13 protein-coding genes and 1 pseudogene are annotated in these 16,804 nt (G+C 53.3%); 12 read left to right on the top strand and 2 right to left on the bottom strand.

The window, feature by feature from the left end; all coding sequences use genetic code 11:
* Positions 1–5 precede the first annotated feature (5 nt).
* Positions 6–656 (bottom strand): tRNA (cytidine(34)-2'-O)-methyltransferase, encoded by a 651-nt coding sequence (locus Pla22_RS07135; RefSeq protein WP_146513998.1) that lies wholly within the window; start codon positions 654–656, stop codon positions 6–8.
* A gap of 22 nt (positions 657–678) precedes the next feature.
* On the opposite strand from Pla22_RS07135, the gene Pla22_RS07130 reads away from it, so the two are divergent.
* From Pla22_RS07130 to nagB, 3 genes are all read left to right on the top strand, one after another.
* Positions 679–1,371 (top strand): hypothetical protein, encoded by a 693-nt coding sequence (locus Pla22_RS07130; protein ID WP_146513997.1) that lies wholly within the window; start codon positions 679–681, stop codon positions 1,369–1,371.
* A 68-nt stretch (positions 1,372–1,439) separates the two neighbouring features.
* Positions 1,440–2,798: an HD domain-containing protein gene (locus Pla22_RS07125; protein ID WP_242631852.1), complete on the top strand. Its 1,359-nt coding sequence runs from the start codon at positions 1,440–1,442 to the stop codon at positions 2,796–2,798.
* The gene (gene nagB / locus Pla22_RS07120; RefSeq protein ID WP_242631851.1) at positions 2,795–3,544 is read left to right on the top strand and encodes a glucosamine-6-phosphate deaminase; all 750 of its coding nucleotides are present in this window, start codon (positions 2,795–2,797) and stop codon (positions 3,542–3,544) included. The genes Pla22_RS07125 and nagB overlap by 4 nt, the downstream gene beginning before the upstream one ends.
* Positions 3,545–3,771: 227 nt before the next feature.
* Here the strand turns inward: nagB and Pla22_RS07115 are convergent, their stop codons facing one another.
* Positions 3,772–5,388 carry an arylsulfatase gene (locus tag Pla22_RS07115; RefSeq protein ID WP_146513996.1) on the bottom strand — a complete coding sequence of 539 codons (1,617 nt, stop codon included), beginning with the start codon at positions 5,386–5,388 and terminating at the stop codon, positions 3,772–3,774.
* A 277-nt stretch (positions 5,389–5,665) separates the two neighbouring features.
* Here Pla22_RS07115 and Pla22_RS07110 point away from each other — a divergent pair, with 277 nt between their 5' ends.
* The 9 genes and pseudogenes from Pla22_RS07110 to Pla22_RS07075 all read left to right on the top strand — a co-directional run bounded on the left by Pla22_RS07110 (position 5,666) and on the right by Pla22_RS07075 (position 16,787).
* A complete protein-coding gene (locus tag Pla22_RS07110) occupies positions 5,666–6,187 on the top strand; it encodes a hypothetical protein (RefSeq protein WP_146513995.1) in 522 nt (173 codons plus the stop codon).
* Positions 6,188–6,371: 184 nt separating this feature from the next.
* Complete coding sequence (locus tag Pla22_RS07105; RefSeq protein ID WP_146513994.1) at positions 6,372–7,379, top strand: sugar ABC transporter substrate-binding protein; 1,008 nt, start codon at positions 6,372–6,374, stop codon at positions 7,377–7,379.
* Positions 7,380–7,391: 12 nt separating this feature from the next.
* Complete coding sequence (locus Pla22_RS07100) at positions 7,392–8,951, top strand: sugar ABC transporter ATP-binding protein (RefSeq protein WP_146513993.1); 1,560 nt, start codon at positions 7,392–7,394, stop codon at positions 8,949–8,951.
* A gap of 56 nt (positions 8,952–9,007) precedes the next feature.
* Positions 9,008–9,913 (top strand): ABC transporter permease, encoded by a 906-nt coding sequence (locus Pla22_RS07095; RefSeq protein ID WP_146515285.1) that lies wholly within the window; start codon positions 9,008–9,010, stop codon positions 9,911–9,913.
* A 36-nt stretch (positions 9,914–9,949) separates the two neighbouring features.
* Positions 9,950–10,309, top strand: coding sequence for a YkgJ family cysteine cluster protein (locus tag Pla22_RS07090; protein ID WP_146513992.1), 360 nt, complete (start codon positions 9,950–9,952; stop codon positions 10,307–10,309).
* Between the two features lie 29 nt (positions 10,310–10,338).
* The gene (locus Pla22_RS07085; RefSeq protein ID WP_146513991.1) at positions 10,339–11,844 is read left to right on the top strand and encodes a DUF1570 domain-containing protein; all 1,506 of its coding nucleotides are present in this window, start codon (positions 10,339–10,341) and stop codon (positions 11,842–11,844) included.
* Positions 11,845–12,242: 398 nt separating this feature from the next.
* Positions 12,243–13,817 (top strand): sulfatase family protein, encoded by a 1,575-nt coding sequence (locus Pla22_RS07080; protein WP_146513990.1) that lies wholly within the window; start codon positions 12,243–12,245, stop codon positions 13,815–13,817.
* Between the two features lie 108 nt (positions 13,818–13,925).
* Positions 13,926–14,978: pseudogene (locus Pla22_RS25645) on the top strand (sulfatase-like hydrolase/transferase); the annotation flags it as partial.
* 426 nt (positions 14,979–15,404) lie between these two features.
* Positions 15,405–16,787 (top strand): sulfatase family protein, encoded by a 1,383-nt coding sequence (locus Pla22_RS07075; protein WP_242632024.1) that lies wholly within the window; start codon positions 15,405–15,407, stop codon positions 16,785–16,787.
* Positions 16,788–16,804 lie beyond the last annotated feature (17 nt).

Genomic DNA, 16,804 nt, shown 5'->3' with positions numbered 1-16,804 from the left:
AGCTTCTAGCTTAACTTCTCTGGCATTCCTTTGGCAGCCATCGCTAACTGCCTTTGATGCTCGTACATCACAATGCCGACGGTGGTCGCCAAGTTCAAACTTCGCACTTCGTCGGTCGTCGGCAATCGAATGCTGCGAGGGTCTTCGGGATCCAGAATCGACTCAGGAAGCCCGGATGTCTCACGTCCAAAAACAAACACGTCATCTTCAGCTAATTCGGCATCCCACAGCGTACGTTTCGCAAATCGGGACAGAAAATGAAAACGTCGCGGGGCGAGCTGGTCGACCAAATCGTCCCAATTGCGTGCTTCGCCAAGTTTCAGGTGCTGCCAGTAGTCCAGGCCCGCACGCTTGAGTTTGCCGTCATCGATGCGGAAACCTGCTGGACGCACGATCCATAGTTTCGCGTTAACCGCCACGCATGTTCGACCGATGTTTCCTGTATTCTGTGGAATCTCCGGCTGGTACAGAACAACATGAGCAGAGGGCTTGTCAGCGGTCGGGATCCGTAGATCATCGTCTTTGGCCACCGTACTGCGCTGTTTTTGTTCGGGTGAAGCGTGGCCAGATGAATCGTCTCGGGGCTGATTTACGTTTGGCGGTTGCGATTGCCCTGCCGATCGTGACAAACTGTGTGCGTCGTTCGAACTCTTCATATTTTTTTCAGACCGTTTCTTCATGCCGATTCAAGTCACCTGTCCCAAATGCCTGAAACGATTTCAGGTCAGCGATAAGTTCGCTGGCAAAACGGGGCCGTGCCCCAATTGCAAAAGCCAATTGAAGGTTCCGGACAAGAGTGAAGAAGTTACCATCCACGTCCCCGATGATGGAGCACCGAAGGATCGAACCGGCAAAAGTGTTCTCAAGCCTATCAAACGTAAAGAAACGGATGTCACCAAAAAAGGCTTATTGATCACCGGCGGAGCCATACTGGCAGCGATTGCGGTCGCCGTTGGAATGCGGCTTACCGGTGGTCTGCCTCTGGCGGGTCTGATCCTGGGCGCGATCGCAATCGCTCCACCTTTGGTTTGGGCAGGATACTCGTTTGTGCATGATTCCGAGCTTGAACCCTACGTCGGCCCTGAACTTCGCAACCGGGTCTTAATTTGCTCGGTCCTTTTTGCCGCACTCTGGCTCCTCTACGCGTTCATCCCGTCGTACCTGTTCGACTTGGAAGCGCCATCGGAAATGAGCTACCTAGTCTTTGGGATTATCTTCTCCGTCATGTTGGTCATAGGAGCGTTCATTTCCGTCGCCGCGTTTGAACTCGAGTTTGCGAGCGGACTGGCTCACGCAGGACTGTACCTGATTGCTACGATTCTGCTGGGCGTGATAGCAGGGGTCACCTTCGCGGGCGTTATTCCCGTCTAGCTATTATTTCCCGTTTAGAGACTGGTGTCGCTTGGCGGTAGCCCAGCGAACGCGACCAGCCTGCCGTTTTGCCTCTTGAAGAAATCGCAAATATGTTGCCTGAAGTGTCGGCCCTTCGCCGCAGCAAATCGTTGATTCGAATTCCGCCTGCCCAAGATGTGCCCGTTACGCCACGAGTGCAAAGGATCATCGATTCGGCTCCCATGCGACGCTTGGCTTCGATCAGTCAACTTGGGATGGTAGCACTGGTCTACCCCGGCGCGACCCATAGCCGCTTTGAACATTCTTTGGGTGTCTACCACAACGCAGTTCGACTGCTTTCTCGCTTCGACGAAGAAGGTTTCATCACGGAAACTGAAGCCGAGGCGTTTCTTCTCGCCGCCTTGCTCCACGATGCTGGTCATTGGCCCTTTTGCCATCCGATCGAAGACATGCGGCTATCGCACTTGGGCGAACACGAAACACGATTGTCGGGCTACCTTGCTTCGACGTCACTTTCAGAACTACTGGCGAGTGACTGGAATTGTGATGCCGACCAGGTTTGTCGACTGCTGGACCCACCTCAGAACAAAACGCTCACCGATGGTGAAACGTTTCTGGTGAGCTGCATGAGCGGACCGCTCGATGTGGACAAACTGGACTACCTACAACGCGACAGTTTGCACGCAGGTGTCCCGTACGGGCAAAATTTCGACGCCGGCCGATTGATCAATTCACTGTGCCGACATCCCGAAACGGGCAGGCTTGCGATCAGCGAGAAAGGACGTACCGCGGCCGAAATGATGGTCTTTGCCCGATACGTGATGTTCAGCGAGGTCTACTGGCACCATGCCGTCCGATCCGCCACGGCGATGCTACAGCGAAGTGTTTTCCTGCTGCAAAACCGCATCGACTTAGAATCGACGCTTCGACTGGGCGATTCGGATTGGATAAGCGGACTGCGACGAGCAGCGGAGGGAACCGTCGCCGAAACAATGGTCGAAGGCTTGTTTGGCGCGCAGCGACACCTATTCAAACGTGCGTCCGAATACAGTGTGCTCGATGCAGACCCTACCATTCACCAGTCTCTCGCCCGACGCCCCTACTGGTGGCTGGTGGCCTGTTCGGAAAAACTGGCAACGTTACTTTCGGATGAATCAGGCTTACCCATTCACCCGGAAGACGTTCTGATTGATGCACCACCGGTCAAGCTAGAAGTGGATATCAATATCGACGTTATCGCCAGAGATCAAACACGGCGAACGCTCGGCGAAGTATCCCCAGTGGCCTCAGTGCTAGCCAATCAACAGTTCGACAACCATGTCAAACGAGTTCGGATTTTTGTCCGTCCGGAACTTCGCAAACCGCTCGCTCAAAGCCTCAATACCCAAGACTGGGGTCGCTTAATTCAAAATTCCATCCAACAGATCGACAAGGAAATTGCGTGAACCATTCGCTCCATCGCCCGAAGGTAGTATCCGTCAACAGTCCCAGCGAAGCAGCGGAGAAAACGTCAAACATGATCGCTGAGATGCTAGTCGCAACACCGCGGATAACACTGGGACTGGCGACGGGTTCCACCCCAATTCCGGTTTACCAAGACCTTGTTCAACGACATCGCGATGGCACACTTAGCATCGCCGAGGCGACTTCGTTCAACCTCGATGAGTACCTCGGATTAGCAGGCGATCATCCGCAAAGCTTCCGTGCCTTCATGGACGAGCACCTTTTCCGTCTTGTCGACATGAACGTGTCGCGAATTCACATTCCCGATGGTTTGGCAACGGATCTGGATGCTCATACGAAAGCCTACGAGAAGGCGATCGCTGCTGCGGGTGGCATTGACATACAACTGCTCGGCATTGGTTCCAATGGGCACATCGCTTTCAATGAACCAGGATCTTCGCGCACGTCCCGAACTCGCGTGGTGGAACTCACCAGTGATACAATCCAAGCGAACTCTCGCTTCTTCGATCGTGCCGAAGACGTTCCACGTCAAGCCATTAGCATGGGGATCGGTACGATCCTTGAAGCCAAACGCATTGTTCTGCTGGCGACTGGCCCCGCCAAAGCCCAGGCAGTGAAAGACGCAGTCCAGGGTGATGCCAACGAATCATGCCCTGCATCACTTCTTCAATACCATCCTGACGTTACGTTTGTGCTCGATGCTGAAGCTTCATCGCTGCTTCAATAGTTGCACGAAATAGTCATGTGCCTTCCGCGCTGCCACTGGCGCGGCACGAGAACACGATCGCGGCTAGGTAGGCTGGTAAGCTGTTGTCTCTTTCGACGTTTCCTATCGCCCTCTGTTTTCTATCGCTCTCTGTTTCCTATCGCTCTCCGTTTCCCAGCAATCTCTGTTCACCTAAGTGAAACGCCTCGAAGGAACATGGAGCGAAAGAGCTGAGCTCGCACGAGTTCTTACTCGTTCTGTTCTGCGATTTCGGCATCAAGATCGAAGATTTGAGATTGAGAACTTGGCTTCTTTTTGGCCGCTTGGCGGTGCCCCACCGCTCTGCAGCGTTTGGCCCATGCGTTGTACGCCTCCGCCAGACGCGTCACCTCATCAGGTAGGGTCGTGGCAAGATCTTCGGTTTCGCAACGATCCTCATCAACGTTGTAAAGTTCCCACTCCTTGCCTCGCTCGGCAACAAGCTTCCACGCACCGTCGCGAATGGCGTGGTTGCCATTGTATTCCCAGAAGATCGGCGGTCGCTGTACCGATGTCGTACGCCCCATGATCGCCGGCATTAGCGAAACGCCTTCCATGGGCGCAACATCACGTTCACCGCGAACGACTGGGTACGATGCGCCAGAAACTTCTACGACGGTCGGCATGAGGTCGACAATGTGTCCCGTGTGCTCAGACACCGACCCTGGGTTCGCAATACGAGCAGGCCAATGCAGGATCATCGGTGTTAGCGTACCGCCATGGTGAGCGTACTGCTTGTATAGCCTCAGTGGCGTATTGCACATGTTCGCCCATCGCGCATCGTAAGCAGTCGCACTTTCGGTTTGCCCCAAGGCAGCCTCGGGGTGACGTCGATGATGATAGGGACACGCTCCATTGTCAGAAAAGAAGACGATCAAAGTGTTATCAAGCTCTCCGTTGGCTTCCAGATTGTCGACCAGCCTGCCAATGTTTTGATCCAATCGGTCAATCATCGCGGCATAGACTTCGACCATTGGCAACAAGAACTTCTTATGAGAGTCATTCACTTCATCCCACGGTTCGATGCGAGAGTCTCGCGGTGACATCCGCCAACGTTCGTCAATGATCCCCAACTTCAGCATCTTTTGATAACGTCGCTCACGAATTACATCCCAACCATCGTCGAACTTGCCTCGGTACTTGGCGATATCCTCGGGCAACGCGTGCAAAGGAAAGTGAGGTGCGTTGTGGGCGAGATACAAAAAGTAAGGTTGGTCGTTCTGCCGAGCTTGTTCAAGAAACTCAATCGCGTAGTCAGTGAAGACATCGGTCGAATAGAAATCACTGCTCGGCTCGAACACTTCGTCGTCAAGTCGCATGAAATTCTCACCTGATTGCCAATCGAGGCCGGTAAAGAAGTTGATGGCGCCTGAGAGAAACCCAAAGTAACGATCGAACCCTCGCTCGCGAGGCGTTCCTTTAAGGTGCCACTTGCCGCTCATCAGTGTCGTGTATCCCGAGTCACTTAGTACTTCGGCCATCGTGACCGGTCCTGCAATCGCAAGGTTCTTGGACTGCTGATGCCAAAGTCCCGTCATGATTGACGCACGAGTTTCGCTGCATTTCGCATTGTTGTGGAAATCAACCATGCGTAATCCGTTCGCAGCTAAGCGATCCAAGTTGGGCGTTTCAATGGAACTGCCATAGCATCCGAGATCCGAAAACCCCATATCATCAGCAACGATGATCACTATGTTCGGTCGCTTGTCGGTGTCCGCCATTAAGCGTTCGCTCGTGACGAGACACCCCACCAACATCCCTATGACTGCACACAACCAGAATGACATCGACGAAGAGGAGCGAAAACATCGGGACGCAAGGTTCATCGAATGACTCAAGATAGGACGTGTTAGGACTAACGACGTAGAAACGCCTGAGTCACTATAACTGACGCGGATGGTTCGCACTGACGAGGCTAGCAGGTCCGAGACGGCGGTTAAACGACATCACGACCGCAGGGAATGCAAAATTTCACTACCATCTCCTGCCCGAATAGTGGTTAACCGCACAACATTGCCTGTCACCGCGAAGCTACGATGAACTGCTTGTAGCGGGGAACGGCTTCCCGGTTTGCTTCCTAATTCCTTCTTCGATGGTACGACCATGAACAATCTTTGCCGAGCACTCATCTTCACGGCAGCGTTCTTTTCATCCGCATCAGCAATTGCTGAAAAACCCGGTAAGCAGCTTAAACGTCAACAGAAATCGAATGTTGCGAAGAGTCTTCTCGCGTTGCTCGAACCCGTCGGACTCGACGACACTCAAACCGAAAAGATCACCGCGATGGGGGAAGAGCTTGATGCTCAAACCAAGACCCTGAAGGAAGATGCGTCCCTAACGAGCGAGTTGCTAAAAAAGCGACGTGCAGCGATGAAGTCGATGAAGGACTCAGAACTAAAAGGAAAGGAGCGAATGGCTGCCGTCAACGAAGCGGCCGGCTTGACCGAAGACCAAGCCAAAGCGTTCAACCAATCGATGGCAAAAGAAAGACAGTTCCGCACTTCCGCGATCGCATTGCTCAGCGACGAACAGAAAACCAAGCTTCCCGAGCAGCTAACCAAATTCTTGAACAAGCCGGGTAAAGGAAAAGGGAAGCAAAAGAAGAACAAGACGGCGAGTGAATAGAACATTGCGCGTTGAGTTCGCTTTGCGTTGGTGAACCAGCAAACAAGTCACCGCATCACTGCGTCAAACACTTGGCAAAGTGATGTGGGATTGGCTTCCCTAGTCGCAACGTACACTCGCCGCTAATATCTCAACGCAATTGACACTGAATCAAGACTTACGCACTGACTAGGCAACACCACCCATGAAACTCGCATTGACGTTTGGAATTGCACTGACCCTGTTCGTCCCCGTCATCGGTTGCGGAAAGTCAAATCCGTCCCCTGACGAAGGACCAACCGCTGGACTGGATAGCACACGCAGCGACGAAGCCAATGGAAACCCAGCGACATCGAAACCCAAAATCGCGTTGATCATGAAGTCGCTAGCCAACGAGTTCTTTTCGACGATGGCCGACGGTGCAAAAGCACATCAAGCGACGCATTCCGATGATTACGACCTGTTGGTCAACGGCATTAAAGACGAGCGAGATCTTGCAAGACAAGTTTCTTTGATCGAAGAAATGGTCGCCGCCGACATTGACGCGATCGTGATTGCTCCAGCAGACTCGAAGGCTCTTGTACCAGCGTTGCGGCGAGCCAAGAAGACTGGCGTCGTCGTCGTCAACATTGACAATCGGCTCGATGCTGAAATTTTGGCCACCGAGAATGTCGAAATTCCTTTCGTCGGCCCCGACAACAAATCGGGTGCCGAGAAAGTCGGCGATTTCTTAGCATCGAAATTATCCCCCGGCGATTCAGTGGTTCTGCTGGAAGGAATACGCACGTCGTTCAATGCGCAACAGCGACGCGAAGGCTTCGAAGCCGCCATGAAGAAGGCCGGAATCACCATTGTCGGTAGCCAAACAGCCGAATGGGAAATGAGCAAGGCGAACACCATTGCGTCCTCATTGTTGAGCGAGCACCCCGAAGCCAAAGCGATCTTGGCCGCAAACGATTCAATGGCTCTTGGTGCGATGGCCGCCATTAAGGGTGCCGGACGAACCGGCGAAGTGCAGGTTGTGGGTTTTGATAACATCGCCGCCGTCCAGCAAGCCATTCGCGAGCACAAGATCCTCGCAACCGCGGATCAACATGGTGACCAATTAGCGATCTTTGGAATCGAAGCGGCGCTAGGAATTCTTTCGCAACCCGATGTAGCAGTCGAAGATGTCGAAACTCCCGTCGACCTAGTCACCGCCGACAATCTTTAAGCGACCTTGAGTATGACGCTGCTGCAAACGAACGGGCTGACTAAACGTTATGGCCCCGTCACCGTTCTTGACCAAGTCAATCTCGACGTTCAAGCGGGCGAGATCCACGGACTACTCGGCGCTAACGGAGCGGGAAAGAGTACGCTTTGCAAAATCATTGCTGGACTGATCAGTCCTTCCGATGGAACGATGATGCTAAGCGGGGAAGATTACCATCCAACTGGCAAACAAAACGCCGAACAACGGGGCGTTGAAATTATCCAGCAGGAACTCAACCTCATCCCCACACTCTCAGTTGCGCAAAACATATTCCTAACACGATTACCTTCCACCGCCGGGATCGTGCGGTCACGAAAGTTGCGGACCGATGCTCGACGTGTTCTAGAACGATTTGGACTCGACGACATCGACCCTGACATGCTCGTTGGCAAACTGGGCGTCGGACGTCAACAGATGATCGAGATCGCATCTGCCTTGGATCGTAAATGTCAGCTTCTAATCCTTGATGAACCGACCGCTGCACTTAGCGCGGGCGAGACACAGCGATTGTTCGAGCAACTCGAACAACTGCGAAGTAAAAACGTTGCCATGATTTACATCAGCCATCGGCTTGATGAAGTTGCCCATATCACGGACCGCGTCACCGTGTTGCGTGATGGGAAGCTGATTAGCACTCATGACACGCAGGACGTTTCGACGGATCGAATGGTGGAATTGATGAGTGGTGATTCGCATGACAACCAACATGCCATCGACGATGGGTCAAGCGAATCTCGCACGAGCAACGTTGCATTGAGCGTTCGCAACCTATCTGCTCGATGGGTGCAAGACATCAGCTTTGACGTTCACGGGGGCGAGCGTTTTGGAATTGCTGGGCTGGTCGGCTCTGGACGCACCGAACTGCTGCGGGCAATCTTTGGCGCCGACGTCGCCGATTCGGGAACGGTTCAAGTAGGTCAAACGGGCAAGGCTCAACGTTTCCGCCACCCAGCCGATGCCGTGAGCGCTGGCTTGGCGATGATAACCGAGGATCGAAAACAAAATGGCCTGCTGCTTTCGCAATCAATCCGAGTCAATTCAACACTTGCCTCATTGAGTCGAGACTATTCCCAATGGAACGTCATCCAAGGTCGTGCGGAACGCGAATCGACAATGCAGATGATCGATAGTTTGGATACTCGATGCAACAACATGGAACAGGCCGTCGGCACACTCAGTGGCGGCAACCAACAGAAGGTAGCGGTATCGAAGTGGCTGCTTCGCGATAGCGAGGTTGTCCTCTTTGACGAACCAACTCGGGGAATAGACGTTTCAGCGCGTCATCGCATCTACGAACTGCTGCGGACGCTTTCTCACCGGGGGAAAGGTGTTGTCATCGTTAGCAGTGACCTTGATGAACTGATGGATAATTGCCATCGCATTGCGGTGATGTCGGCCGGACGAATCGTGGCGACCTTCGAACGGAACTTGAAGTTTCCACAAGCCTTTGATCAAGATGCCATCATGCGAGCCTCCTTTGCGGGATACTCCAATGCCACAACCTCTAGCGATATAGTGAAGTCAAGCTCGTGAACCGACAATTCCTGAAACGATCTTTTCTTGAGTACGCAGGTTTAGTCGCAGTACTGATGTTGCTGGTCGCATTCTTCTCGGTCAACAGCGAGAACTTCTTCCGCACTGCCACGCTCATCACCATCGCGAACCAAATCCCAGACTTGACGTTTCTGGCCGTCGGCATGACGCTGGTTTTGATCATCGGTGGCATCGATTTGTCGGTCGGTTCGGTCTTGGCACTCTGCTCGGCTGTCTTGGGTGTATTGATGGTCCGCTGGAACTGGCCACTACCGATCGCGATTCTGGCGTGCATGGGCACGGGAGCGTTGTGCGGATTGATCAGTGGCGGCATCTCGATCAAGTTTGGAATTCCTTCGTTCATCGTCACGCTAGGGATGCTCGAAATGGCGCGAGGCGGGACAAAATGGATCACCGATTCGCAAACGCTATACATTGGGTCTCGCATCGAATCATTCGGTGAACCCTTGCCCGGCATTTCATTGTCCGCTGCGTTTCTGACGGCGCTAGCTTGTGTCGTGATCGGCCAGTTTGTCTTAACGCAAACCGTCTTTGGCCGCTATTTAATCGCGATCGGAACGAATGAAGAGGCGGTGCGGATGTCTGGCATTCGCTCTCAACCCTACTCGATTGCTGTTTTCGTAATTAGCGGAATCATGTGTGGCTTAGCCGGTTTAGCCCAAACATCACGACTTGCCAGCGCGGACCCCAACGCGGCCATTGGCATCGAACTTTCCGCGATTGCCGCGTGTGTGATCGGAGGAACCAGTTTGATGGGCGGACGTGGTAGCGTGATCAGTTCGTTCATTGGCGTGCTAATCATCGCAGTCTTGCAGACCGGGCTGGCTCAAATTGGCGTCTCCGATGCGAACAAGCAAATTATCACCGGAGCTGTTATTATCGTGGCAGTCTTGCTCGACGCCGCTCGCATTCGGTGGAGTAACGTGAGATCGAATTCGTAATTCCTCGCGTGTGAATTGACGGAACGAGCCGACCGAATGAGCCAAAAACGTAAAGTGACGGTAAACGACTGCAGTGATTGCGGCGTCTGCTGCCTACACATGGGCTACCCACCGTATGTCGGCGGGCCACCATTTGAAGCTGGCGAACCAAGGGAACACGCCACGCCCGAACCTGCTTGGCGAGAGATGCCGGAACCGCTGAGGGCAGAACTGCTGGCCTACATCGATCAGTACCAGCCCCCCGAATCCGACATCGATGGTCCGTGCGTTTGGTACAATCAAGAAACGCGTTTGTGCAAGCATCATCATCATCGACCGAGTGTTTGCCGCGACTTTCAGGCCGGCAGCCGTGGCTGCCTCAGTTGGCGCGATGTTTACGAAATCGAAACGCCTTAGATCGACCCCCAATTTCCCAGAGCGTTCTCATGCAGCGTCTGCCCATTGCCGTGCTGTGTTTACTCCTGACACCGATGCTTGGTCAGGCCCAAATCTCGCGAGCGCTTGAGCGCATGGAAGAACAGGTTCGCCGCTCGCGAGATCAAATGCGAGAGATGAACGAACGCATGCAGAAGGATCGCGAGGAAATGAATCGAGCCATGCAGGAGGCTGCCACCGCACTAGGCCAAGAGGGCGCTATTCAACGTCCCGGCTCGTCACCTGTTTTTGCCTCGCCGCTTTCGCAAAATGATCTTGATTCGGGTGGATTGATGCTGCCGCGAGGCGATATCAAACATTCGCAGGGCGAACGTCTAAAGGTTCGTGATCAAGATGGAAACTCGGTTGTCGGCAAACTGCACGTTCGTGTGGGTGATTCCAACATTGTGATGTTGCCCGACGGCATGTTGAAGGTGTTCAGCAATACAGAAGCTACGCCTACGGAAGACAACTTTGTTCCCTTAGACATGGATGCGATCGAAGAGCGACTGTTGCAAGATCCTCGATTGGCCGGTTTCAAAACCATCCGCAGCAGGCGTTTTCTGTATGTTTACAACACCAGCGAACTGTTCGTGCGATCCTCGCGAACCATTCTCGAGTCGATGTACCCGGCAGTTCAGAAGTACTTCAAACGATCAAAGGTGGATGTGCACGAACCGGAATTGCCGCTTGTCGTGATCGCTTTCGCGACGGAAGATCAGTTCCAAGAGTATCGCCGAATGCCCCGCGGTGTCGTGGCCTACTACGACGGGATCAGCAACGCAGTGATGTTCTACGAACGATCTGCACTCTCGCAGCATGCTCCCGAGATCGCAGTCAAGAACGCAATCTCAACGATCGCCCACGAAGGGGCTCATCAGATCCTTCATAACATCGGCGTTCAACAACGGCTTTCGAAGTGGCCAATGTGGCTCAGCGAGGGTCTGGCGGAATTCTATGCTCCTACTTCTGTGGCCAAGGGTGTTAAGTGGAGCGGTTTGGGATCACCCAATGAATTGCGGATGTTCGAAATCTCGAAAAGTTGGGAGTCCGATCGTTCTTTTGGAAGTGGCAGAGTTGTCCGAGATCTTACGAACGCTAACGAGCTAAGTTCGCTTGACTACGCGTACTCTTGGGGCTTAGTCCACATGCTCTCTCGTCGACATCAAAAAGAGCTGTTCGCATGCATCGCTCAATGCAGCGAACTCAAGCCGCTCGATGGAACTGACTTAGCTACGACCGGGGTCGTTGATTCCGACGATGTTTTTTCAAAGCACTTTGGCGACCAGTACTCGGAACTCGAACAAGAACTGAAAAAGCATTTACTGAGCCTTAACTATGTTGATCCTGTCGCAAATCAAACCCATTATTTGGTGATCACCGGTGGTCGAGTCATCATGACCAGCTCGCCCGAATCGGTGAAAGAAATCCAGCGTTCTTCGTTCGGAAAAGTGAGTATTAAACGCTTTCCCAATCGAGCCGCCGCAGAACTCGCCATGCAATCCCTTACTCGTTAATTCGAGTAGAATCGTCGATTGATACGACGTGCGCATTTGCGTGAATGCTTGACTTGAATGTAGCGGATTTGGCTCGATACCATTTCCTACCTTCAATCCACTCGAACGAGACAATCTCGTTGGCGATCTATCTCGTTACCTTGCTCAGACGCTTGTTTGCTCACATGCCATTGTCTGCAATCGTGCTGACAACGTTGCCTTCCGCCGGGAAGAAAAGTGATTTGGACGCGTGATCCAACGGCATTTCGAAGTTTCCCGCCGATGCAAATGCAAGCTACCAACGCAATGACTACGATAGTTCGAGCTACTCGCCGATGGATCCTTTGATCGGACTGCGAGCACCGAACGGCACACCCATCCTTACACCCGACGCCCCTAGCTTCTAACAACGACCACCTATGACCAACTCGAATCATCGACTTGCATCTCTTTTGATACTGGCGATCGTGAGCACCATTTTCGTGACGAAAGACGCGACCGCGAAACCGAACATTTTGTGGATTACGATCGAAGACTGGTCGCCGGACCTATCCTGCTATGGCACCAAAGGTATCGAGACACCCTACGTCGACCAACTTGCTTCCGAAGGCATTCGCTACGAACGAGCATTCACGACGTCGCCGGTATGTTCGACATCGCGATCGGCGATGATGACTGGTTTTCACCAGAACTACATTCGTGCAAACCAACATCGTGAAAACCACAAGCAGCCTTTGCCACATGGCATCAAGCCAATCCCTCATTTGCTGAAGGAGGCGGGCTACTTCACGGCATTGATGAGCAACAAAACGGACTGCAATTTCTTGCCCGACCAAAAGGACGAACTATTCGAGGGCACCGATTGGAACCAACGTCGGCCGGATCAACCATTCTTTGCACGCATCACATTCAGTGGCACCCATCGCAGTTGGAAACGTGACCCACAACGCCCCATCGATGCGGCAGATATTGAGCTACCACCCTACTACGCCGACACACCATTGATCCGCCGCGATTGGGCTAATGGACTGGAACAAATGCAGTTGGTCGATCGTGAAGTGGGCACCATCCTTAAACGGCTCGAAGACGAAGGCCTTTCGGGGAACACCCTCGTATTCTTCATCGGCGACCACGGGCGATGCCATATTCGCGGAAAGCAGTTTTTGTACGATGGCGGTATTCGCGTCCCCATGATCGTCCGATGGCCTGGCGAGGTTGCTGCGGGTCAGGTCAGTGATGAACTTGTAATGTCGATCGACATTTGTGCGACCATCCTTGACGTCGCAGACGCGAAATCCGCTGTGCCGCTGCATGGGCAAAGTCTGTTTGACAAAACGCTGGACCAACGAAAATACGTATTCGCTGCTCGCGACAAAATGGATGAAACTCATGATGCGATGCGGGCCATCCGTTCGAAAGACCACAAGCTGATACTAAACTTGATGCCCGAGCGTCCGTGGTGTCAGTACAATCATTACAAGGAAGGTGCGTATCCCGCGTTGGCTGAAATGAATGCATTGCACATGCAGGGTGCATTGACACCAGCTCAATCCGCATTCTTCGCTCCGACAAAGCCTGAGATCGAATTGTTTGATCTGACTAGAGATCCACACGAGATCAACAACGTCGCGGATGATCCGAACTATGCTGATGTCCGAACCGAGATGCTTGCCGCTTTAGAAGATTGGCGGATGAATGTGATCGACGACCAGGGTGTCAGTGCCCAGTTTCGAGCGGAAGGCGTTTACCCGAGCGAGCGTCCTGAAGGGCTTGTCGACGATTGGGTCAATGCTAACGAGAAGAACTTCGACTTTCACAAACACGGCTGGCCGGCGTGGTATCCAACACGCACGTTGGAACAGTGGCAAGAAGCGAAAGCAACTTGGGAACCGTGGGTCTTCCGAAGCGTCGATGATCCCATGCGACGTCCAAACTTGGTTCACGTGACGAAGAAGAAACCTAAATTCAAGGCTAAGTCAAAAGCGAAGAAGTAATGATGAGTTACGACTCTGCAAGCTGCACCGTAGCAATCGCTTCTGCAGCATGCCCGCACCATCACACTGCCGCTTATCTACCTCAATCAATGTAAACGCCTTCTTCAAGTGCGTTTTTCTGGCAAGGATTTCCGAGTGATTAGACCTACCTATTTTCAACTGGCGATCGTGTGCATCGCATTCATCGCCAACCTCTCGACCGCTCTCGCTGATGACCGCCCCAATATCGTGCTGATCTTGGCCGACGATATCGGTATCGAAGGCCTTGGCTGCTATGGGGGTGTGTCCTACCAAACACCGGTACTCGACAAACTTGCCCAAGGCGGCGTGCGGTTCACGCATGCGTACGCCACACCGCTCTGTACGCCCACTCGCGTGCAATTGATGACCGGAAAGTACAACCATCGCAATTGGAAATCGTTCGGCATTCTCGATCCTAACGAGCGAACATTTGGCCATCACATGCAGAACGCGGGCTATGCGACAGCGATCTTTGGCAAGTGGCAATTACAATCCTACGATCCGCCGGACTACCCCGGCGCGACCCGGCGTCGTGGTACGGGAATGCATCCTAAAGACGCGGGCTTTGATGAGTACGCGCTCTACCATGCTCTAAACACCGAGGATAAGGGCTCTCGGTACGCTAACCCAAGCATGTTGGAAGGAAAAGCGAGCGAGCAAGGAACATTGAAGACTTATACCGGCAAGTTCGGCGAAGACATTTGGGTGGATAAGACGACGGACTTTCTGGACCGTCATCGCGATCAGCCCGCCTTCGTTTACTATCCCATGGCGCTGCCTCATTGGCCGTTCGTTCCCACACCCAACAGCGACGACTGGGATCCCGAAGAGCCCGTCATCGAATCGCTCGACTATGCAAGCGACATGATCGAGTACATGGATACCGCCGTGGGAAATCTGATCAGCAACCTTGAAGCGAAGGGACTGCGCGACAATACGATCGTGATGTTCTACGGTGATAACGGGACTCATTTAGACGTGTCCTCGCAACTGGCGGACGGTCGCACGATCCAGGGTGGGAAGGGCCTACCCAAGCAGACAGGAATTCACGTTCCATTGATCGTTTCGTGGCCGGACCACATCCCGCCTGCCACCAGTGACTCGCTCGTCGATCCATCTGATTTTCTTCCCACGCTACTGGAACTTGCTGGCGGCGAACTGCCGAGATCAGTGACATGCGATGGGATCAGCTTTGCTCCCGAGCTATTTGGTCGATCGGGCAGGAAACGAGAATCAGTTTTTTGTTGGTACGATCCTCGCCCCGGCCATGACAAAACTCAATTCACACGAAGTGTGTTTGCGTTGGACCATGACTACAAATACTTTCGCGACGGACGGCTGTTCAAGTTCACGGACCGCCCACTCGAAGAAGTTCCCGTTGATCTTGTGACGGCTAGTGGACAGGATCGAACTGCAATCGCGAAATTGAAACACTCGATTGAAGTCGCGATGGACGGCGTGGTCGAACCGCCTCTGGTGGACGCCTTCGGCGAACCTATTGCGGCTGACAATCTAAGTCCAACCCAACCTGAACAGCCGAACCTGGTGCTCATCATCGCTGACGATATGAACTGGGATGATTGTGGAGCTTATGGGCACCCAGCAATTCGAACCCCCAACATAGATCAACTTGCCAGCGAAGGCCTGCGTTTTCAGCACGCGTACCTGACCACCAATTCATGCAGCCCATCGAGAGCCAGCATCATCACGGGCAAGTACCCTCATAACACTGGTGCCGAACAATTGCATTGGCCGATACCGGCGGGTAGTCATACCGTTGCGCGTCAACTCAAGTCGATGGGTTATTACACTGCTGCGGCCGGCAAGTGGCACATGGGTGATCATATCCGCGATCACTTTGACAAGGTCTACGAAGCGTCGACCGCCGGTTTCGTACTTCCGTCTGGTAAAGACGGCGAGCCGCCCAAGATGATTGCACAGCAACCCAGTGGTTGTGAGGATTGGGAAAGAGCGCTCGATGAACGCGACAAATCAAAGCCATTCTTCATGTGGTTGGCATCGCTCGATCCGCACCGTGAATACACCGACGGGTCACTTGATCCGCCACACCGCAGTGAGGACGTGATTGTCCCAGCACACTTGCCCGACACGCCAGATGTGCGTGAGGACTTGCGACTGTACTACGACGAAATCGGACGACTGGACCAATACGTCGGCAAGGTGATGAACAAATTGGACTCGCAAGGCGTTGCCGAGAACACAGTCGTCTTGTTCATAAGCGACAATGGGCGTCCCTTCCCTCGTGACAAAACGACGTTATACGACGGAGGTATCCGCACGCCTTGGATCGTCCGGTGGCCTCGGAAGGTCACTGCGGGCGTGGTAACTAACTCGCTTGTTAGTGCCGTCGACATTGCCCCAACGTTCCTAGCTCTCGCGGGCGGCGACCAAAGCGACTTAAAAAGTGATGGTCAAAGTTTCGCCGATGTGTTGACGAATCCATTGGTGAGCACCCGCGAATTTGCTTTTGCCGAAGATCATTGGCACGACTACGAAGATCACGCAAGATGCATTGTTGACCAACGATTCAAACTTATACGCAACGACTACGTCGATCTGCCTGCGACGCCATCGGCTGATGCGGGTCGAGGTTTATCTTGGCAAGACATGCTGCGATTGAATCAATCGGAAGAACTAACCGAAGCACAACAATCCTGCTTCCGCTCACCTCGTCCTCACTGGGAACTGTTCGATCTGCAACGGGACCCTGGCGAACTGAGCAATCGAATCGACGACCCCGCTTATCAATCGGTGAAGCAGCGTCTTACCAGAGCTCTCGATCAATGGACACTCAAGACAGACGATTACATACCGACTAAACGAACTCCCGATGAGTTTGACCGAGTCACGGGGGAACCAGATCACAATGTCCGCGTTCGGCCCCGTCCATCGAAGCAGGAAATGTTCCATACCAACGGCAAGTACTAGTTAACCTGAATGCTCTA

Origin of the sequence: Rubripirellula amarantea (genome assembly GCF_007859865.1) — a bacterium.
GTDB classification, from domain to species: Bacteria; Planctomycetota; Planctomycetia; order Pirellulales; family Pirellulaceae; genus Rubripirellula; species Rubripirellula amarantea.
Note: the sequence above shows the minus strand (reverse complement) of the source record. Positions and strands in the feature narration are given on the sequence as shown.